Origin of the sequence: Demequina litoralis, from assembly GCF_030418455.1 — a bacterium.
Classification (GTDB): Bacteria; Actinomycetota; Actinomycetes; order Actinomycetales; family Demequinaceae; genus Demequina; species Demequina litoralis.
The window spans coordinates 68,943-89,111 of the sequence record NZ_JAUHPW010000007.1 but is presented as its reverse complement, the minus strand read 5'-3'; the positions used below and the strand labels follow the sequence as shown (position 1 = coordinate 89,111).

Genomic DNA, 20,169 nt, shown 5'->3' with positions numbered 1-20,169 from the left:
CTTCCCCGCAGCGGGCGGGTGGGGTCGCGGGGTAGGTGGGTGGGGGCGGGTGGGGCCGCGGGGCGGGCGCGGGGCGGGATGCGGCGTCCTGGCGGGACAGCCAGGACCCGCTACGCCGCCCCGCTCAGGCAGCTGGGCCCGAGCGCCGCCTTGAGGTCGCCGTACAGCGCCGACGAGCGCGCCACGCGGAACTCGTCGCCGAGCCTCATGGTGAGCGGCTTGTCCGGGCCCGTGAGCACCATCCGCACCTCGATCGAGCCGGGGTGCGAGCGCAGGATGCCCTTGACCTGCTCGACCAGCGGCGGGGTCACGCGGGACGCCGGCACCGTGATGGCCACCGGGGAGTTGTCCTGCTGGTTGAGGTTGGGGATCCGCACGTCGACCGCGGAGAACTGCAGCCCGCCGTCGCCGCGCTCACGGCAGCGCACCTTGATGGCGATGACCGCATCGTCCGCGAGGTCGCGCGCGTACGTGTCGTAGACCTTCGCGAAGAAGGACACCTCGGTCTCGCCCGTCATGTCCTCGAGCGTGACGATCGCGTACGGGTTGCCGGACTTCGCGATGCGGCGGTCGACGCGGGTGACGAGGCCCGCGAGAACGATCTGGTCGTTCTCCTTGACGCCGTTCGTCGGCGTCGCGTTGAGGATCTGGTGCGAGGCCTCCGAGCGGATGACGTGGTCGAGGCCCGACAGCGGGTGGTCGGACACGTACAGACCGAGCATGTCGCGCTCGAGGTTGAGCTTGGTCTTCTTGTCCCACTCGTCGAGCGTGGGCACCTCGACGGTGACGCCGCCGCCCAGGTCCTCGGCGTCGGCGAAGAGGTCGAACTGTCCCGTCGCCTCCTGACGCTTGACGCCGATGACCGAGTCGATCGCCTGCTCGTGGACCGCGTTGAGCGCGCGGCGCGAGTACCCCATCGAGTCGAAGGCGCCCGACTTGATGAGCGAGTCGATGGTGCGCTTGTTGCACACCGTCGCGGGCACCTTGTCGAGGAAGTCCGCGAACGACGTGAACGCGCCCTTCTCCTGACGCGCCTTGACGATCTCCGCCACCACGTTCGCGCCGACGTTGCGGACCGCGGTGAGGCCGAAGCGGACGTCCTCGCCGACGGCCGCGAAGGTCGCCTTCGACTCGTTGACGTCCGGCGGCAGCACCGTGATGCCCATGCGGCGGCATTCGGCCAGGTAGAGCGCCGACTTGTCCTTGTCCGTGCCGACCGAGGTGAGCAGCGCCGCCATGAACTCGGTCGGGTAGTGCGCCTTGAGGTACGCGGTCCAGAACGACAGCACGCCGTAGGCGGCGGTGTGCGCCTTGTTGAAGGCGTAGTCGGCGAACGGGAGCATCGTCTCCCACAGGGCGTTGATCGCCTCGATGGAGAAGCCGCGCTCGAGCGCGCCGTTCTTGAAGGGCTCGAACTCCTTGTCGAGGATCTCCTTCTTCTTCTTTCCCATCGCCCGTCGGAGCAGGTCGGCCGCGCCCAGCGTGTAGCCGGCGACGATCTGCGCGATGCGCTGCACCTGCTCCTGGTAGACGATGAGGCCGTAGGTGATCCCCAGCACCTCCTTGAGCGGCTCGTCGAGCTCGGGGTGGATGGGCGCGATCGCCTGGCGGCCGTTCTTGCGCTCCGCGTAGTTGGTGTGCGAGTTCATGCCCATCGGGCCCGGCCGGTACAGGGCCAGGACGGCGGAGATGTCCTCGAAGCTGTCGGGCCTCATCTGGCGCAGCAGCTGGCGCATCGCGTTGCCGTCGAGCTGGAACACGCCGAGCGTGTCGCCGCGCGCGAGCAGGTCGAACGCGCCCTCGTCCGCGAGCTCGAGCTCCTCGAGGACCAGCGGCTCCTTGCCGTTGTCCACGATGTTCTCGAGCGCATCGTCCAGGATCGTGAGGTTGCGCAGGCCCAGGAAGTCCATCTTGACCAGGCCGAGCGTCTCGCACGTGGGGTAGTCGAACTGCGTGATGACCGCGCCGTCCTGCTCGCGGCGCATGATCGGGATGATGTCGATGAGCGGGTCCGACGACATGATGACGCCGGCCGCGTGCACGCCCCACTGCCGCTTGAGGCCCTCGAGGCCCTGCGCGAGCTCGAACACCTGCTGCGCCTCGGGGTCCTGCTCGAGCAGCGCGCGGAAGTCCTGGCCCTCGTGGTGGCGCGCGTGCGCGGTGTCGGTGACGCCGATGAGCGGCATGTCCTTGCCCATGATGGCCTCGGGGTAGGCCTTCGTGAGCTGCTCGCCGAGCGAGAAGGGCTTGCCGAGCACGCGCGTCGAGTCCTTGAGCGCCTGCTTGGCCTTGATGGTGCCGTACGTGACGATCATGGACACGCGGTCCTGGCCGTACTTGTCCGTCACGTACTGGATGACCTCGCCGCGCCTGCGCTCGTCGAAGTCGATGTCGAAGTCGGGCTTGGACTCGCGCTCCGGGTTGAGGAAGCGCTCGAAGTAGAGCTGGTGGACGATCGGGTCGATGTCCGTGATCTTCATCGCGTACGCGGCCATCGAGCCCGCACCGGAGCCTCGGCCCGGGCCCACGCGGATCCCGTTGTCCTTGGCCCACTGGATGAAGTCCGCGACGACGAGGAAGTAGCCGGGGTACCCCTTGCCCGCGATGACCTCGATCTCGAAGTTCGCGCGCTCCTGCACGTGCGCGGGGATCTCGGGGCCGAAGCGCTCGTGGAGGCCCTTCTGGACCTCCTTGACGAACCACGAGTGCTCGTCCTCGCCCGGCGGGCAGTCGTAGACCGGCATGTAGTCGGCCTTGGTGTTGAACTCGACCTCGCACTGCTCCGCGATGGCGAGGGTGTTGGTGAGCGCCTCCGGGTAGTCGCCCCAGATCTGCCACATCTCCTCGGCGGACTTGACGTAGTAGCCGTCGCCCGAGAACGCGAAGCGCTTGCCGCCCTGGTCGTACGTCGGCTCGCTCAGCGTCGAGCCGGACTGCACGCACAGCAGCGCCTCGTGCGCCGTCGCGTCCTCCTTCTTCGTGTAGTGGAGGTCGTTGGTGGCCACCAGCGGCGCGCCGATCGCCTTCGAGATGCGCAGCAGGTCCTCGAAGACCCGCTTCTCGATGTCGAGACCGTGGTCCATGAGCTCGACGTAGTACGAGTCCTTGCCGAAGATGTCCTGGAACTCCGCGGCCGCCTTGAGCGCCTCGTCGTACTGGCCCAGGCGCAGGCGCGTCTGCACCTCGCCCGACGGGCAGCCCGTGGTCGCGATGATGCCCTTGGAGAAGCGCTGCAGCAGGTCGCGGTCCATGCGCGCCTTGTAGAAGTGCCCCTCGAGCGACGCGTACGACGCGAGGCGGAAGAGGTTGTGCATGCCGGCGGTGTCGCGCGCCCACATCGTGGCGTGCGTGTACGCGCCGCCCGAGCTGACGTCGTCGCCCTCCTGACCGCGCTCGCCCCAGCGCACACGTGTGCGGTCGCCGCGCGCGGTGCCGGGCGTGAGGTACGCCTCGAGGCCGATGATCGGCTTGACACCCGTGGACTGCGCCTTGTTCCAGAACTCGTAGGCGCCGAACAGGTAGCCGTGGTCGGTGGTGGCGATCGCCTTCTGCCCGAGCCGCTCGGCCTCGGTGAAGAGGTCGCCGATCTTCGCCGCTCCGTCCAGCATCGAGTACTCGGTGTGGACGTGGAGATGGACGAAATCCTTGCCGGGCATGGGGATGATTCTAGGAGCCCCGGCCGACAGCGAGGGGACGATGCGGCGGCCGGTCGGGAGTGTCGGCGCAAGTTGGGAGAATGTCCGGGTGAGCGAGGAGACCAGGCCCCGGCGGAACCGGCGCGGACGCGGACGGCGGGACGATGCGCGGGGCGCCGGCGCCGCCCGCTCGCCCGAGCATCGTCCCCGGGTGAGCAGGCGCGCGCTCGAGGCCGCGGCGGCCAAGCGCGCCGCCGTCGAGGTCCCCGCGATCGCCTACCCCGCCGAGCTGCCGGTCTCCGCGCGCCGCGAGGAGATCGCCGCCGCGATCCGCGACCACCAGGTGGTCATCGTGGCGGGCGAGACCGGCTCGGGCAAGACCACGCAGCTGCCCAAGATCTGCCTCGAGCTCGGGCGCGGCCGCGCCGGCCAGATCGGGCACACGCAGCCGCGCCGCATCGCGGCCCGCTCCGTCGCGGAGCGCATCGCGGAGGAGATCGGCACGGAGCTGGGAGGGATCGTCGGCTACCAGGTGCGCTTCACCGACCAGAGCTCGGACACCACGCTCGTCAAGGTGATGACGGACGGCATCCTGCTCGCCCAGATCCAGCGCGACCCCGACCTCCTCGCGTACGACACGCTCATCATCGACGAGGCTCACGAGCGCAGCCTCAACATCGACTTCCTGCTCGGCTACCTCACCAACCTGCTGCCGCGCCGCCCCGACCTCAAGGTCGTCATCACCTCCGCGACCATCGACTCCGAGCGCTTCGCCCGCCACTTCGCGGCCGGCGGCCCGCTGCCCCAGCCCGCGCAGGTGGACGATGCGGCGGTCGCCGACGAGCGCGCGCACGACCCCCGGATGGCGCCCGTGGTCGAGGTCACGGGTCGCACCTACCCGGTCGAGATCCTCTACCGCCCGCTCGAGGGGGCGACCAAGGGCGAGGAGAAGGATCTGGTCACCGGCATCGTCGACGCGTGCGACGAGCTCATGACGTGGGGCGACGGCGACGTCCTCGTGTTCCTGTCGGGCGAGCGGGAGATCCGCGACGCCGCCGACGGCCTCGAGGCGCACCTGGGCGACCGTGCCCGCGGTCCTCGCCACCCGCGCCGGGTGGAGATCCTGCCGCTGTACTCGCGCCTGTCCGCCGCGGAGCAGCACCGCGTCTTCGAGCGGCACTCCGCCCGGCGCATCGTCCTCGCGACCAACGTCGCGGAGACCTCCCTCACCGTGCCCGGCATCCACTACGTGGTCGACCCGGGCACCGCGCGCATCTCGCGCTACTCCAAGGCCACCAAGGTTCAGCGGCTCCCCATCGAGCCGATCTCGCAGGCGAGCGCTCGCCAGCGCTCGGGCCGCGCCGGACGCCTCGCGGACGGCATCGCGATCCGCCTGTACTCGGAGGAGGACTTCGAGTCCCGGCCGGCCTTCACCGAGCCCGAGATCCTGCGCACCTCGCTCGCGGCGGTGCTGCTGCAGATGATCTCGGTGGGCGTCGTCGAGTCCCCCGAGGACGTCGCACGCTTCCCGTTCGTCGAGCCGCCGGACACGCGCGCGATCCGCGACGGCGTGCAGCTGCTGTCCGAGCTGGGCGCCATCAGCACGGCCGGCGGCCGGACGTCGCTCACCGCGGTGGGCCGTCAGCTCTCCCGGCTCCCGATCGACCCGCGTCAGGCCCGCATGATCGTCGAGGGCGCGCGCCACGGCGTCGCGCGCGAGGTCGCCGTGATCGCGGCCGCCCTCAGCATCCAGGATCCCCGCGAGCGCCCGGCCGAGCGCCGCGAGGAGGCGGACCTCCTGCATCGTCGCTTCGCGGACCCCGGCTCCGACCTGCTGTCCTACCTCAACCTGTGGGAGCACGTCCGCGAGCGCCAGCACGCGCTGTCCGGCAACCAGTTCCGTCGCCTGTGCCGGTCCGAGATGCTCAACTTCCTGCGCATCCGCGAATGGCAGGACCTGGTCCAGCAGCTGCGCGAGGCCGCCAAGTCCCTCGACATCGCGATGGCGTACCGCAAGCCCTCGCCCGTCGAGGACCCCGAGGGCACCGGCGCGCTGCGTCACGTGTGGGACGACGACGCGATCCACCGCTCGATCCTCGCGGGCCTCCTGTCGCAGGTGGGCGCGCAGGACGTGCTGCAGCTCAAGGCCAGCTCCTTCTCCCACCTCAAGGGCGAGGCGCGCGCCAAGGAGATGCGGCGTGCCCGCAAGCGCGCGTCGAACGAGTTCATCGGGGCCCGCGGCATCCGCTTCGCGATCAGCCCCGGCTCGCCGCTGTCGAAGAAGCCGCCGGAGTTCGTCATGGCGGCGGAGCTGGTCGAGACGAGCCGCCTGTGGGCGCGGGACGTCGCCCGCATCGACCCGGCATGGGCCGAGGAGCTCGCAGGAGACCTCGCCAAGCGCACCTACTCGGAGCCGCACTGGTCCTCGAGGCGCGGCGCCGCGATGGCGACCGAGAAGGTGCTGCTCTACGGCGTGCCCATCGTCGCCGACCGCCCCGTGCTGTGGGCCAAGGTGGACCGCGAGGGCGCGCGCGACCTCTTCATCCGGCACGCGCTCGTGCAGGGCGAGTGGACCACGCACCACGGCTTCTGGCGCCGCAACCAGCGCGTCCTCGAGGAGGCCGCCCAGGTCGAGGCGCGGTCGCGCACGCGCGGCGTCATCGCCGACGAGGACACCCTCTACGGCTTCTACGACGCGCGCCTGCCCGAGTCGATCGTGTCGGCGGCCCACTTCGACCGCTGGTGGAAGGGCGCGCGCCTCGAGGACCCCGAGCTGCTCACCCTCACGCTCGACGAGCTGGTCCCCGACCACGCCGCGGTCGACCCGGCGGAGTTCCCCGAGCGCTGGCCGCAGCTCGACCTCGAGCTGCCGCTCACGTACCAGTTCGAGCCCGGCACCGCGGCGGACGGCGTGACCGTCCACGTCCCGGTCGGCGTGCTCGCGCGGGTGATCCCCGAGGGCTTCGACTGGCTGGTGCCCGGCATGCTGCCCGAGCTCGTCACCGCGACCATCCGGGCGCTGCCCAAGCCCGTGCGCCGGCTGCTCGTGCCCGCGCCCGACGCCGCACGCGACATCGTCGCGTGGATGGGCGGGAACCTGCCCGCGTGGGAGGACGTGGTGCGGGCCGGCGACATGGCCGAGCCCTTCCGCGAGGCGTTCACGCGCGCGGTGCGCGACCTCCGCGACGTGGACATCCCCGACGACGCGTGGGACGGACTCGAGGAGCGCCTGCCCGCCCACCTGCGCATGACCTTTCGGGTGGTCGAGCCGCGCGGCCGCGGCGGAGACCGGATCCTGGACGAGTCGCATGACCTCGTGCTGCTCCAGCGCTCCCTCGCGCCGCAGGCGGAGGCCGCGGTGCGCACGGCGGTGCAGCGGGCCGCGGACGCGGCGGCACGCGGTCGCGGGGGCCGCGGCCGGGGGGACGATGCGCACGGCGCCGCGCCGGCGGCCGTCGCCGCGGCCGCGGGCGGGGCGGGTGGTCCCGCTCCCCGACCGGCGAGCGCCGCCGTCGCCGAGGTCGAGTCGCTCACCTCGTGGCCCGACCTCGAGGTGCTTCCCGACGAGGTCGAGGGCACCGTGCACGGCGTGGTCGCGCGCGGCTACCCCGCGATCGTGGAGGAGAAGGGGCCGCGTGCCGCCCTGCGCGTCCTTGCCGACGAGACGGAGCGCGACGCCGCCCACGCGCGGGGCGTGCGCCGGCTGCTGGTCGCCGAGGTGGGGCTGCCGGTCAAGCGGGTCACCACGCGCTGGTCCCCCGCCGAGTCGCTCGCGCTCGGGGCGTCGCCGTACCGCTCGACCGAGGCGCTCGTCGACGACCTTCAGATGGCCGCGGTCGCGACGCTCGCGCCGGGCGCCGGGGCCGTGCGCGACCGGGCGTCGTACGAGGCGCTGCGCGCGGAGGTCCGGGCGAGGCTCGAGGACGCCGTGCTGGACGTCGCCCGCCAGGCCGCCGCCGCGCTCACCGCGGCGCGCGAGCTCGACGTCGCGGTACGCGGCGCGACGTCGCTGGCGCTGCTGTCGACGCTGCAGGAGCTGCGCGAGCAGTCGGCGGCGCTCGTGGGCGACGGCTTCGTCCGCGCCACGCCCGCCGACCGCCTCCCCCACCTCGCGCGCTACCTCAAGGCCGCCGCGCATCGTCTCGAGAAGGCCCGGCTGGACCCCGCGAAGGACGCCCAGCTCGCATGGCAGGTCTCCCAGGTGGTCGAGGCCTACGACACCGTGCGCGCGGCCCGCACCAAGGGCCGCCCCGACCCCGCGACGGTCGCGGCGCTGGACGCGGTGCGATGGATGGTCGAGGAGCTGCGGGTGTCGCTGTTCGCACAGCGCCTGGGCACCGACGGGCCCGTGAGCGAGCAGCGCATCCGCAAGGCGCTGGCCGCGATCGGCTAGGTTGCGAGGCATGACCGGCGACGACACCGCAGCCCCGCACCCCGACCCCGCGCCCGAGGCACCCCGCACCTCCCCCGAGTGGGAGGCGTGGACGATCCGCGGCGTCGCGGCGCTCGCCGTGGTCGTGGCCCTGGTGCTCGCGGCGGTCGCGTGGGGTGCGGTCGTGCACGGCCACCCCGCGTACGCGGTGATGCTCGTCCTCACGGTCGTGGCGGGCGGGCTCACGCTGTGGCGGTGGCGGCGTCCCCGCCGGGCGGGCGGCGCCGGCACGCTCCTCCTGCGGATGCTCGGCGTATTCGCGGGCCTCGCCTGGGTGGCGCTCGTCGCGTGGCTCAAGCCGTTCGGCGCCACCGAGCCCGCGCTGTCCGCGATGGCGACGGACGGCGCGGTGACCGTCACCGAGAGCGCGACGCGCATCGTGATGGAGCCCGCGGGCGAGGCAGCCGACGTGAGCCTGCTCTTCCAGCCGGGCGCGCGGGTCGACGCCCGCGCCTACGCCGCGCACCTGCGGCCGCTCGCGGAGGCGGGCCACACCGTGGTGATCGTCAAGGAGCCGCTGGGAATCGCCTTCCTGTCGATGGGCGCGCTCGCCCCCGAGATGGACGAGCGCGGCGGCACCTGGGTGGTCGCCGGGCACTCGCTCGGCGGCACGGTCGCCGCCCTCGAGGCCGAGCGTGAGAGGCCCGCCGGGCTGCTCCTGTGGGGCTCGTACCCGGCGGGCGACATGTCGTCGTACGAGGGCGCGGTCGCCTCGGTGTCGGCCTCGGAGGACGGCCTCGCGACGCCTGCCGACATCGACGCCTCGCGCGCGGACCTGCCCGGGGACGCGGTCTTCACCGAGGTGGAGGGCGCGGTGCACGCGCAGTTCGGGTCGTACGGCGCGCAGCCGGGCGACGGCGTGCCGACGATCTCGGACGACGAGGCGCGCGACGCCATCGTGGCGGCGAGCCTCGCCTTGCTCGACGCGACCGGCTGACCCCCGCCGCAGCCAGCGGCACGCTGCTCGGAGCAGCGACCTTCGGCACCCTCCTGGGAGGTCCTCGGCGCCCGCTCGGGGCCTCCAAGGCAGGCGGCCGATGCGTCACGCGGCGTCGAGGAGGTCGTCGAGGGTCAGGGCGTCGGGGCGCAGGCGTGTCGGGGCGTCGGGGCGCACGCGTGTCGGCGCGTCGTGGCGTACGCGTGTCGGCGGGCGGGTGCACACCTCGTGTCCGCGTATTTCAACGCAGGCGTGAACAGGCCTCGCGGCGGGCAGCGGAACCGCCCCTCCGGCGGGGCTGTTCAAGCGATTCCTGAAATACGCGAACACGACGTGCACGCGAGCGCGCCGCACGGGGCGGTGCCGCCACTGCACCGCGCAGGACGTCGTGGCGCGGGGGCCGCTCCGGCGATCAGCCTCGCAGCGCCTCGAGGGCCGCCGCGAGGTCGTCCGGGTAGTGCGAGGTCACCCGCACCTCTCCCCCGCGCGTCGGGTGCTCGAACGCGAGCTCGTGCGCGTGCAGCCACTGGCGCGTGAGGTTGAGGCGCTTCGCGAGCGTCGGATCCGCGCCGTAGGTGAGGTCGCCCGCGAGCGGGTGGCGCATCGCGGCCATGTGGACGCGGATCTGGTGCGTGCGGCCCGTCTCGAGGTGGATCTCGAGCAGCGAGGCGCTCGGGAACATCTCGAGCACCTCGTAGTGGGTGACCGACGGCTTGCCGCCCTCGACCACCGCGAACTTCCAGTCGGAGCTGGGGTGACGCCCGATGGGGGCGTCGATGGTGCCCTCGGTCGGGTCGAGGTGCCCCTGCGCGACGGCGTGGTAGATCTTCTCGACGGTGCGCTCCTTGAAGGCGCGCTTGAGCACCGAGTACGCGGGCACGGTGCGGGCGACGACCATGAGGCCCGACGTGCCGACGTCGAGGCGGTGGACGATGCCCTGGCGCTCCGGCGGGCCGGCCTCCGCGAGCCGGTATCCGGCGCCGGTGAGCGCGCCGACCACGGTCGGGCCGGTCCAGCCCGGCGACGGGTGCGCGGCCACGCCGATGGGCTTGTTCACGACGACGATGTCCTCGTCCTCGTACGCCACCTCGAGGCCGCCCTCGATCGGCGGCTCGGGAGCCGCGGGACGCTCCTCGGGGATGTCGACGGCGAGGATGCCGTCGCCGAGGCGGTCCGAGCGGCCGACGCTGCGGCCGTCGAGCATCACGTTGCCGTCGTCGAGCAGGTCCGCCGCCTTGGTCCGCGACATGCCGAGCATGCGCGAGAGCGCGGCGTCCGCGCGCTCCCCCACGAGCGCGTCGGGGACGGGCAGGTAGCGGGTCTCAGCCACGGCGCGACGCGCCGCCCGTGTCGGCGTCGGTGTCGATCCCCGCATCGTCGAGGGACGATGCGGCGGCGTCCGACCCGGTCCCGGTGGCGTCGGCGTCGGCGGACGTCGACGCGGACGTGTCCCCCGCATCGTCCCCGGCGTCGCCCTCGGCGGGCTCGAGGATCGGCTTGGAGAACAGGCCCGCGCCCACGATGGCGATCGCGGCGCCGACGATCGCGATGTCGGCGACGTTGCCGACGAACTGGTCCGCGTAGTTGATCATGTCGACCACGTGGCCCTCGCCGAAGGACGGCTGCCGGAAGATGCGGTCGATGAGGTTGCCGAGCGCGCCGCCGAGGGCGATGCCGAACACGGCGGCCGCCCAGGGGCGCTGCGCGCGCCGCCCGTACACGACGATGCCGACCGTGACGAGCGCCGCCACGATCGTGAGGATCCAGGTGGTCTCGTCCCCGAGGCTGAACGCCGCGCCCGAGTTGAAGACCAGCTGGATGGACAGCAGGTCACCCAGGACCGGGTGCTCCACGTACGGCTCGAGGGTCTCGAGCGCCCACTGCTTGGTGAGCTGGTCGACGACGACCACGCCCGCGGCGTACAGCCAGAAGGCCGGCCTCCAGGTCAACGGCGCTCCTCGCGCTGCTTGCACGTGACGCACAGGTTCGCGCGCGGGAACGCCATGAGGCGCGCCCGACCGATGCCCTGGCCGCACGACTGGCAGGCGCCGTAGGTGCCCGCCTTGATGCGGCGCAGCGCGTCGACGCTCTGCTCGAGCATGTCGCGCGTGTTGTTGACGATCGACATCTCCTGCTCGCGCTCGAGCGCGGTCGACCCGGCGTCCGCCTGGTCGTCCCCGGCGCCCTCGGACGTGTGCAGGAGGTCGTCGAGCTCGTGCTCGGTGACGCCCAGCTCGGTGACGAGGCGCTCGACGTCGGAGTTGAGCACCTCCACGATCTGCCGGAGGTCCGTGATCTTCCAGGCGTCGTCGCCGTCACGCACGGGAAGCTTCTTCGCATCCGCCGGCTTCAGCTCGGCGGGGTCCACCACCACGATGGTCACATCGGTGCTGCTCATGACTGTCCTCGTCTCTGCCTGGTGAAAGGAGGGTAGTCCCCTCCGGAGCACATAGCAAAGCGCCGCGCCCGAAGGCGCGGCGCGTCGCGTGTCGGAAGCGTCAGTCCCGCTTCTCCTCGTCGCCCTCGGACGGCTGGCTCCAGGGGCTCTGCGGCGTGTACGGCGTGCCGTACTGCGTCGCCTGCGGCTGGTACGGCTGCTCCGCGAGCTTGGGGGTCATGCCGGTGACCGGGGCGAACGGGTGCGGCTCCTCCGCGTCCTCCTCGGCGGCCTCGTCAGCGGCCTCCTCGGACTCCTCGGCGGCGGCCTCGGGGGCCTCCTCACCCTCACCCTCGCCCTCGTCCGCGGACTCGGCCGGCGCCTCCGCCGCGAAGTCCTCCTCGGCGGCCTCGGGCTCGTCGTCGACGAGCTCCTCGCCGACGAACGACGCGACCGGCGCGGGGGCGGTGCCCTCGGCGTGGTCGAGGTCGCCCAGCAGGTTCGACAGGTACGACTTGAGGCGGGCGCGGTAGTCGCGCTCGAACCGGCGCAGGTCGTCGATCTTCGTCTCGAGCAGCGAGCGCTCGGTCGTGAGCTCGTCCATGCGGGCCTGCGCGTCGGTCTCGGCGCGCTCGACGATGGACTCGGCCTTGGCCTTGCCCTCCTCGACGAGGCGCTCCTTCTCCTCCTCGCCGGCGGCGACGTACTCGTCGTGCAGCTTCTGCGCCATCGCGAGCATGCCGGTCGGCGTGGGCGGGTTGACGTCGGTCGCGGCCTGGAGCAGGCCGGTCTCCTGCGTGGGCTCGGCGGGGGCCGGCGCGACGCCGCCCTCCTGCACCTTGGCGGCGAGCTCGTCGCGCTCCTGGGTGAGCTGCGCGATCGTGGCCGCGACCTCGTCGAGGAAGTCGTCCACCTCGTCCTGGTCGAAGCCCTCGCGGTACTTGGTCTTGGAGAAGGCCTTGTTGAGGACGTCCTCGGCGGTCAGCAATGCCATGTCGACTTCCACCTCACGCGGGTCGGGGCCGGTCTCCCGGCCTTGCGGATACTTCGTCACTGTACCGACAGATGTATCGGCACGCACTTGAGACTTGCGAGTCAGCGGCTCATCGCGACCGCGCTCACCACCTGGTAGAGCAGCGAGACCGCGAGGAACACGATGAGGAACGCCAGGTCGATGCGCACCTGCCCGAGCGACAGCGGCGGGACCACCTTGCGCACGGCCTTGATCGGCGGGTCGGTGACGGTCAGGACGCCCTCCACGGCGACGAGCGCGGCACCGGTGGGGCGCCAGTCATGCGCGAAGGCCATCACGAGGCTGACGATGACGCGGCCGAGCAGCGCCATCATGAACAGGAAGAGCACGAACTGCAGCGCGCCGAAGAGGAAGGACACGCTGCGAGCCTACCGCGCGGCTCAGGACTGGTTGTAGAAGGCCTGGTCCTGGACGGGCTCCTCGTCGATGCCGATCTCGACGTGCGCGGGCGAGAGCAGGAACACCGACGTGGTGACGCGCTCGATCGAGCCGTGGAGTCCGAAGGACAGGCCCGCGGAGAAGTCGACGAGACGCTTCGCGTCGGCGTCGGTCATCTCGGTGAGGTTCATGATCACCGGGATGCCCATGCGGAAGGCCTCGCCGATGAGGCGCGCGTCGTTGTAGCTGCGCGGCTTGATGGTCTGGATGCGGCGCAGGTCCTGCGCGGGCGCGGCGGCACCCTCGCGCGGCGCGCGGGTCTGCTTGGCGGGCGCGGCCTTGGGGCCGTGCTGCGCCTGCTTGACCTCCGACACGTCGTGCAGGTTCGTCACGGGGGCGAGGTCGGGCTCGGCGTAGCCGTACTCCTCCTGCTCGCTCACGTCGAAGCCGAGGTACTGGATCGCCTTGCGCATTGCGCTCATCATGACCCCCTGGTCGTGGTGCCGTTCAACGCCTTCACGGTAGGGCCGTGACGGGCCTGGTCAGCGGACCGACACGCCGCAGACGACGACGCCGGCGTGACGTCCCGTGACGCCGTCGCGACGATGCGAGAACAGGCGCGCGTCCTCGATGGTGCACACGCGCTGGCGCAGCACCGAGGTGAAGCCGAGCTCGCCCAGGCGGGTCTCGACGGCACGCGGCAGGTCGAGCGCGGGCGTGCCCGCCCGCGTGGTCGAGCGGGCGGTGGCGTGGCGCGCGGCGACGGCGTCGCGCATGTCCGCGGGCACCTCGTAGCAGCGCCCGCAGGCCGCGGGCCCGATGCTGGCCGACATGCCCCCGCGCGCGCGCCGCTGCGCGGGCGTCCGCAGGTCGAGCAGCCCCGCGACGGCGGCGTCCACGGCTCCCAGGCGCACGCCCTCGCGCCCGGCGTGCACCGCGGCGACGGCACCGGTCGCCGCATCGTGCATGAGGATCGGCACGCAGTCCGCCGCGATGGCACCCAGCGCGACGCCGGGCGTGCGGGTGACGAGCACGTCGGCGACCTCGGGGTCCTCCCCCGGGTAGGTCACCTCGGCCACGCGGATGCCGTGCTCGGCGTGGAGGAAGGACACGGGCGCGCCCGCCATGACGGAGACGGCCGCGCGGTTGCGCGCGACCGTCTCCTGGTCGTCACCCACGTGGGTGGCGAGGTTGAGCGACTCGTACGGGCCGGCCGAGAGGCCGCCCGCCCGGGTGGTGAAGAACGCGCGAACCGGCAGCCCGGCGTCGAGCACCCCTCCCTACCGGAGGAACTCGGGCACGTCGAGCGTGTCGGCTGCCGGGCGGGCCGGCGGCGTCAGCGGGATCGCGTCGGTCGCGGGCGCCGGGTCCTTCGCCTCGCCCGTCGGGCCGGCGGGGATGACGTCGGTCTCGACGGGGGCGTCGATGGGCTCGAGCTCCTCGGCCTTGGGGGCCGGGGTCGACTCGATGGCGCCCAGCGCGCCGGCGTGCGCGCGGTGCGTGGGGGCGCCGCCGTCGAAGCCGGCCGCGATGACGGTGATGCGGAGCTCGTCGCCCAGCGAGTCGTCGATCACGGTGCCGAAGATGATGTTCGCCTCCGGGTGCGCGGCCTCGCGGACGAGGCGGGCCGCGGTCTCGACCTCCTTGATGCCGAGGTTCGAGCCGCCCGAGATCGACAGCAGCACGCCGTGCGCGCCCTCGATCGACGCCTCGAGCAGCGGGGACGCGATCGCGCCCTCGGCGGCCTCGAGCGCGCGGGACTCGCCGCGGGCGCTGGCCACGCCCATGAGCGCGGTGCCCGCGCCCTGCATGACGGACTTGACGTCGTTGAAGTCCACGTTGATGAGACCCGGCGTGGTGATGAGGTCCGTGATGCCCTGGACGCCGCCCTGGAGCACCTGGTCGGCCGCGGCGAACGCGCCGAGCACGCTGAGCTGCGTGTCCGAGATGTCGAGGAGGCGGTCGTTGGGGATGACGATGAGGGTGTCGACCTCGTCGCGCAGGGTCGCGATGCCGTTCTCGGCCTGGTCCGCGCGGCGGCGGCCCTCGAAGCCGAAGGGGCGGGTCACGACGCCGACGGTGAGCGCGCCGAGCGAGCGCGCGATGCGGGCCACGACGGGCGCGCCGCCGGTGCCGGTGCCGCCGCCCTCGCCCGCGGTGACGAAGACCATGTCGGCGCCGCGCAGGGCCTCCGCGATCTCGTCCTCGTGGTCCTCGGCGGCCTTCTTGCCGACCTCGGGGTCCGCGCCGGCGCCGAGGCCGCGGGTGAGCTCGCGACCGATGTCGAGCTTCACGTCCGCGTCGGACATGAGGAGCGCCTGGGCATCGGTGTTGATCGCGATGAACTCGGCCCCCTTGAGGCCGACATCGATCATGCGGTTCACGGCATTGACGCCGCCGCCGCCCACGCCGACGACCTTGATGTGCGTGATGTAGTTCTGCGGTGCGGCCATGTGCCTGTCCCTTCAACCTTAACCCTCAAGTTGAGGGTTATAGTTATGTCAAGTCGTTCATTGACGAAGGTACGGTCGAGCCGGTCCGATACGGACGGCGACACGCGCGTGTCGCGAAGAATTATCGGCGCGCGTGGCGCGCCCCCGTTCAGCCCGGAGGACGTGCCCGGTTCGGCGCGCGTGGCGCGCCCCCGTTCAGCTCGACGTGGTGGTCGGCAGCGTGGGCGCCGACACGTCGATCTCGGTGACGTCGTCGGCCTGGCCCGAGTCGAGCAGCACCTGGAGCACGCGGGCCTTGAGCGCCGAGTCCTCCGCGCTCCCCCAGTCCACCTGCGGCCCGTTGCGCAGCACGAAGGTCACGGTGTCCTCGGTGGTCGCCGAGATGTCCTGGACGCGGTTGCGGAGCTTGACGGGCAGCTGGTTGACGACCCCGAGCACGGACTCGAGGATGCGCTCGTTGCCCTTGCCGACGGGGACCGTGACGACGGGCAGCCGCTCGGGCGTCGCGTCCGAGCGGCCCACGCGGGTCGCCTCGGAGTCGAGCAGGTCGTAGCCGCCCTCGCCGTCGGGCACGGCGGCGACGGGCTCGCGCGACGTCAGCTCGATGAGCAGCCCGCGCGGCCACACGCGCTCGACGGACGCGTCGCGCACGCCGGGCACCTCCCGCAGCTCGTCGGCGACGCGGGACGAGGCGAGGGTCGCGAGCGAGCGGCCCTCGTTCGCCTCGACCACCGCGGCGACGTCCGCGGGATCCACCACGGTGCCGTAGCCGGTGACCTCGACCTGCTCGGGGTCGAGCGCGAGCACGGGCGAGGCGAGCACTACCCACGCGAGCGCGCCCGCGAGCGCGACGTAGCCCGCGCGGCGGGCCCACACGATCGCCGACAGGCGGCGCTGCGCGGCGGCCTGCTCCTTGAGCCGCGCCTGGAGCCGCAGCGTGACGTTGCCGAGCTGCTCGGCGGCCGCCTCGGCGCCACGCGTCGTGCGGCGCTTCACGAGGCCGCGCCAGCGCGAGCCGCGTGCGGGCTCGGCCGCCGGCTCCGCGGCGCGCGCGGGCCGCCGGCGGTCGGCGTCCCGGCGCCACGGCCGCGCGAGCTCGTCGGACTCCGCGGTCACCGGCACACCCGTGGAGCGGGGCCGCGTGCCCGTGGCGACGCTGCCCGACCGCGGGCGCTCGGTCGCACCGGTCGAGGCGGCCGGTGCGTTGCCCTGCTCCCGGCGGGCGGCCGGGCGTGGGGGACGGCGGACCTCAGACATCGCGCTCCGCGAGGCGGGCGAGGATCCAGTCGGCGGCCAGGGTCACCGTCCCCGAGCCCACGGTGTAGACCGTGTCGCCGGGCCGCGCCGCGTCGGCCGCGAGCCGGGCGGCGTGCTCGAGGTCGTCCGCGAGCGTGAGCGTGGACCCCTCGGGCATGACCGCATGCGCGGCGATCGAGGCCGAGGAGACGCCGGGGATGGGATCCTCGCGGTCGCCGTGGACGGGCGCGAGCACCACGTCCGCGTCGGCGACCGACAGCGCGCGGCCGAAGCTCTCCGCGTGCATCTGCGTCCGGGTGAACAGCGCCGGCTGGAAGAGCACCACGATGTGGCCCGCTCCCCCGTCCCGGGCCGCGCGCAGCAGAGCGGCCACCTCGGTCGGGTGATGGGCGTAGTCGTCGATGACGCGCACGCCGGCGGCGTCGCCGCGCAGCTGGTAGCGGCGCCCCGTGCCGGCGAACGTGGAGAACGATGCGGCGGCGGCCTCGGGGTCCGCGCCCATCTCGACCGCCGCGAGCCACGCGGCGGTCGCGTTGAGGCGGTTGTGCGCGCCCGGCGCGCTCACCGCGAGGGGAACCTCGCGGCCCTCGTAGGCGAGGGTCTCGGGGCCCACGACCGCATCGGCGCCCGAACTCGGCGAGCCGTACGTGAGCACCCGGACGCCCGCGGCGCGGGCCTCGTCCGCGAGCCGCCGGACCACCGCATCGTCCACGCACGCGATGACGGTGCGGGACTGCGCGGCGAAGTCCGCGAAGGCGCGGTGGAGGTTCTCGACGGTGCCGTGGAAGTCGAGGTGGTCGGGCTCGATGTTGAGCAGGATCGCGACCTCGGGGTGGTAGCGCAGGAACGAGCCGTCCGACTCGTCGGCCTCGAGCACCGAGATCCCGGCCGAGCCGGCGTACCCGCCGGCCACGGCACCCTCGATGCCGAAGACGCGCGCGCCCACCGCGAAGCCCGCGTCGATGCCGCTCGCGTGGAGCGCGTGCGCGACCATAGCGGAGGTGGTGGTCTTGCCGTGCGAGCCGGCGACGGCGACGAGGCGCTGGCCCTCGAGCGCGCGCACGAGCGCCTCGGAGCGGTGCCACACCGGGATGCCCAGCTCGCGGGCGCGCGCCAGCTCGACGTTGGTCTCGCGCACCGCGGTCGACACCACGACGGCGGCGGCGCCGTCGACGAGGGCCGCGTCGTGGCCCAGCTGGACGTCCATGCCCGCGTCGGCGAGCGCCTGGAAGTAGGCGGTCTCGGCGAGGTTGGTGCCGGACACCGTGTAGCCGCGGGCGGCGATGAGCCGTGCGACCGCGGACATGCCCGAGCCGCCGACGCCGATGAAGTGGATGCGCTCGCTCACAGGGCCCCCTCGATGAGGTCCGCGAGGCGCGCGGCGCCGTCCGCGATGCCGATGCCGCGGGCGGCCTCGCGCATCGCGTCGCGCGCGTCGGCGTCGAGCAGCATGCGCTCGGCGTGCAGCGTGAGGCTCGTGGGCGTGAGGTCGGCGTCCCGGACGAGCACCGCCGCGCCCGCCTCGACCGCGGAGGCGGCGTTGAGCGCCTGCTCGCCGTTGCCGTGCGGCAGCGGCACGTACAGCGCGGGCAGCCCGAGCGCCCCGATCTCGCACACGGTGGCCGCGCCGGAGCGGCACACGACGCCGTCGGCGGCGGCGAAGGCCGCGGCCATGTCGTGCGCGTACTCCGAGACCGCGTACATGCCGCGGTCGGACGAGGGCAGCTCCGCGAGGGCACGGTACGCGTCCTCGGTCTTGCCCTTGCCGGTGAGGTGGATGACGTGGACGCCGTGCGACACGAGCGTGCCGATGGCCTGCGCGAGAGCGGCGTTGAGGCTCGCCGCGCCGAGCGAGCCGCCGAACGCGAGCAGCACGTGGGCGTCGGGGGCCCAGCCGCGGGCCGCGCGGGCCGCGGCGGCGGCGCGCGCGCGGCTGTCGGGGTCGGCGAGCGTGCGGGCGAGCGACTCGAGCTCGGGCCGCAGCGGCAGACCCGTGACGGTCGCGTGGCGCAGCGGCGTGCCCGGGAAGGTCACGGCGACGTGCTCGGTGAGGCGCGCCCCCAGCCTGTTGGCGATGCCGGGCTTGGCGTTGGCCTCGTGCACGACGATCGGCAGCCCCTTGCGCCGCGCCGCCAGGTACACGGGCGTGGACACGTAGCCGCCGAAGCCCACGACCGCATCGGCCTCGAGGCGGTCGATCGCGTCCTCGCACGCGCGGATCGCGCCGCGCAGGCGCAACGGGAAGCGCAGGGCGGCGCCGTCGGGGCGGCGCGGGAACGGCACCTTCTCGATCTCGACCAGCTCGAGGCCCGCGCGCGGCACGAGGTCCGCCTCGAGGCCGTCGGGCGTGCCCACGGCGGTGACGTCGTGGCCGCGCTCGAGCAGGGTCGCGGCGGTCGCGAGCAGCGGGTTGACATGGCCGGCGGTGCCCCCGCCGGCGAGCAGGAGGCTAGCCACGACGGCGCCCCCTGGACAGCACGGCGAGCGAGCGGCGCACCACGGACGGGCGGGCCGCGAGCGCCTCGGCCGCGCCGGGCTCGTGACGGGCGAAGGACAGCAGGGCGCCCATGGCGGCGAGCGACATGATGAGGGACGAACCTCCGGAGGAGACGAGCGGGAGCGGGACGCCCGTGACGGGCAGGAACTCGAGGACGACCGCGATGTTGACGACCGCCTGGATGACGATCCACGCGCCGATGGCGGCGCCGGCGATCTGCACGAACCTGTCGGTGCTGCGGGTGACGATGCGCGTGACGGCCACGAGGATCATGGCGAAGGCCGCGAGGATGAGCAGGGTGCCGAGCAGGCCGAACTCCTCGCCGATGATCGCGAAGATGTAGTCGTTGTCGGAGGCCGGCAGCCAGCCCCACTTCTCGCGGCTCATGCCGGGCCCGAGGCCCCACAGCCCACCCGAGGCCAGGGCCCACGTGCCGTGCGTCTGCTGCCAGCAGGCGTCGCCCACGCACTCGCCCGTGAACCACTGCTCGATGCGCGCGACGCGCGACTTCGCGGAGAACACGAGCGCGACGAGGCCGAACGCGCCGAGCACGCCGACCATCCCGAAGAAGCGCGCGGGGACGCCGGCCACCCAGAACGCCACCAGGACGATCACCACGAGGATCATCGCGGTGCCCATGTCCTTGCCCGCGAGCACCAGCCCGATGACGGCGGCGGCCATGAGGCCGCCGGGCAGCATGATGTCGCGCGGGTTGGTGAGCCGGTGGCGGAAGCGCGACAGCACCACGCCGAGGTACAGCGCGAGGCCCAGCTTCGCGATCTCCGAGGGCTGCAGGCTGAAGCCCGCGATGCGGATCCACGCCTTGTTGCCGCCGACGGCGTACCCGGTGACGAGCACGACCACGAGCAGCGCCATGGAGCCGTAGAGCACGAGCGGGGCAGCGCGCCTCCAGAAGGCGATGGGCATGCGCGAGCCGATCACGAGCGCGGCCATGCCCACGGCGAGCGCGATGAGTTGCGTGAGGAAGCCCGCGTACGCGTTGCCCGCGGCGGTCCGGATCGACGCGATCGACGAGCTCGACAGCACCACCGCGAGGCCCACCAGCACCAGGATCCCGGTCGCCGAGACGAGCAGGTAGTACGAGGCGAGGGGCGAGCGCCAGGCGCTGACGGTACTCTCGGGCCGTGCCGCGGTCGCCGTCATGCCACC

15 protein-coding genes are annotated in these 20,169 nt (G+C 73.0%); 2 read left to right on the top strand and 13 right to left on the bottom strand.

Annotation, left to right across the window (positions count from 1 at the left end):
* Nucleotides 1-110: 110 nt before the first annotated feature.
* The gene (dnaE, locus tag QQX09_RS10085; RefSeq protein ID WP_301134177.1) at nucleotides 111-3,656 is read right to left on the bottom strand and encodes a DNA polymerase III subunit alpha; all 3,546 of its coding nucleotides are present in this window, start codon (nucleotides 3,654-3,656) and stop codon (nucleotides 111-113) included.
* On the opposite strand from dnaE, the gene hrpA reads away from it, so the two are divergent.
* Both hrpA and QQX09_RS10075 read left to right on the top strand, forming a co-directional pair.
* On the top strand, nucleotides 3,655-8,028 hold the full coding sequence (gene hrpA / locus QQX09_RS10080) for an ATP-dependent RNA helicase HrpA (RefSeq protein ID WP_436969062.1): 4,374 nt from the start codon (nucleotides 3,655-3,657) through the stop codon (nucleotides 8,026-8,028). The two genes, dnaE and hrpA, sit on opposite strands and share 2 nt — an antisense overlap.
* 10 nt (nucleotides 8,029-8,038) lie before the next feature.
* Nucleotides 8,039-9,004 carry an alpha/beta hydrolase gene (locus tag QQX09_RS10075; RefSeq protein ID WP_301134173.1) on the top strand — a complete coding sequence of 322 codons (966 nt, stop codon included), beginning with the start codon at nucleotides 8,039-8,041 and terminating at the stop codon, nucleotides 9,002-9,004.
* 412 nt (nucleotides 9,005-9,416) lie between these two features.
* On the opposite strand, the gene QQX09_RS10070 is transcribed toward QQX09_RS10075, so the two are convergent.
* The 12 genes from QQX09_RS10070 to QQX09_RS10015 all read right to left on the bottom strand — a co-directional run bounded on the left by QQX09_RS10070 (nucleotide 9,417) and on the right by QQX09_RS10015 (nucleotide 20,163).
* The gene (locus QQX09_RS10070; protein ID WP_301134170.1) at nucleotides 9,417-10,334 is read right to left on the bottom strand and encodes an RluA family pseudouridine synthase; all 918 of its coding nucleotides are present in this window, start codon (nucleotides 10,332-10,334) and stop codon (nucleotides 9,417-9,419) included.
* Nucleotides 10,327-10,953, bottom strand: a complete 627-nt coding sequence (gene lspA / locus QQX09_RS10065) for a signal peptidase II (RefSeq protein ID WP_301134163.1) — start codon at nucleotides 10,951-10,953, stop codon at nucleotides 10,327-10,329. The genes QQX09_RS10070 and lspA overlap by 8 nt, the downstream gene beginning before the upstream one ends.
* Complete coding sequence (locus QQX09_RS10060) at nucleotides 10,950-11,402, bottom strand: TraR/DksA family transcriptional regulator (RefSeq protein ID WP_301134160.1); 453 nt, start codon at nucleotides 11,400-11,402, stop codon at nucleotides 10,950-10,952. The genes lspA and QQX09_RS10060 overlap by 4 nt, the downstream gene beginning before the upstream one ends.
* A 100-nt stretch (nucleotides 11,403-11,502) precedes the next feature.
* Entirely contained in the window at nucleotides 11,503-12,375 is an 873-nt protein-coding gene (locus QQX09_RS10055) for a DivIVA domain-containing protein (RefSeq protein WP_301134158.1), read from the bottom strand.
* 101 nt (nucleotides 12,376-12,476) lie between these two features.
* Nucleotides 12,477-12,773: a YggT family protein gene (locus QQX09_RS10050; RefSeq protein WP_301134155.1), complete on the bottom strand. Its 297-nt coding sequence runs from the start codon at nucleotides 12,771-12,773 to the stop codon at nucleotides 12,477-12,479.
* 21 nt (nucleotides 12,774-12,794) lie between these two features.
* Complete coding sequence (locus tag QQX09_RS10045) at nucleotides 12,795-13,274, bottom strand: cell division protein SepF (RefSeq protein ID WP_367307557.1); 480 nt, start codon at nucleotides 13,272-13,274, stop codon at nucleotides 12,795-12,797.
* A 60-nt stretch (nucleotides 13,275-13,334) separates the two neighbouring features.
* Entirely contained in the window at nucleotides 13,335-14,066 is a 732-nt protein-coding gene (locus QQX09_RS10040; protein ID WP_301134151.1) for a purine nucleoside phosphorylase YfiH/LACC1 family protein, read from the bottom strand.
* 6 nt (nucleotides 14,067-14,072) lie between these two features.
* Nucleotides 14,073-15,245, bottom strand: a complete 1,173-nt coding sequence (gene ftsZ, locus QQX09_RS10035; protein ID WP_301134150.1) for a cell division protein FtsZ — start codon at nucleotides 15,243-15,245, stop codon at nucleotides 14,073-14,075.
* Between the two features lie 195 nt (nucleotides 15,246-15,440).
* Complete coding sequence (locus tag QQX09_RS10030) at nucleotides 15,441-16,502, bottom strand: cell division protein FtsQ/DivIB (RefSeq protein WP_301134147.1); 1,062 nt, start codon at nucleotides 16,500-16,502, stop codon at nucleotides 15,441-15,443.
* Nucleotides 16,495-17,850 (bottom strand): UDP-N-acetylmuramate--L-alanine ligase, encoded by a 1,356-nt coding sequence (murC, locus tag QQX09_RS10025; RefSeq protein WP_301134145.1) that lies wholly within the window; start codon nucleotides 17,848-17,850, stop codon nucleotides 16,495-16,497. The genes QQX09_RS10030 and murC overlap by 8 nt, the downstream gene beginning before the upstream one ends.
* On the bottom strand, nucleotides 17,847-18,959 hold the full coding sequence (locus QQX09_RS10020) for a UDP-N-acetylglucosamine--N-acetylmuramyl-(pentapeptide) pyrophosphoryl-undecaprenol N-acetylglucosamine transferase (RefSeq protein WP_301134142.1): 1,113 nt from the start codon (nucleotides 18,957-18,959) through the stop codon (nucleotides 17,847-17,849). Before QQX09_RS10020 ends, murC begins: the two co-directional genes overlap by 4 nt.
* Nucleotides 18,952-20,163: an FtsW/RodA/SpoVE family cell cycle protein gene (locus QQX09_RS10015; RefSeq protein ID WP_301134139.1), complete on the bottom strand. Its 1,212-nt coding sequence runs from the start codon at nucleotides 20,161-20,163 to the stop codon at nucleotides 18,952-18,954. The genes QQX09_RS10020 and QQX09_RS10015 overlap by 8 nt, the downstream gene beginning before the upstream one ends.
* Between the last annotated feature and the right edge of the window lie 6 nt (nucleotides 20,164-20,169).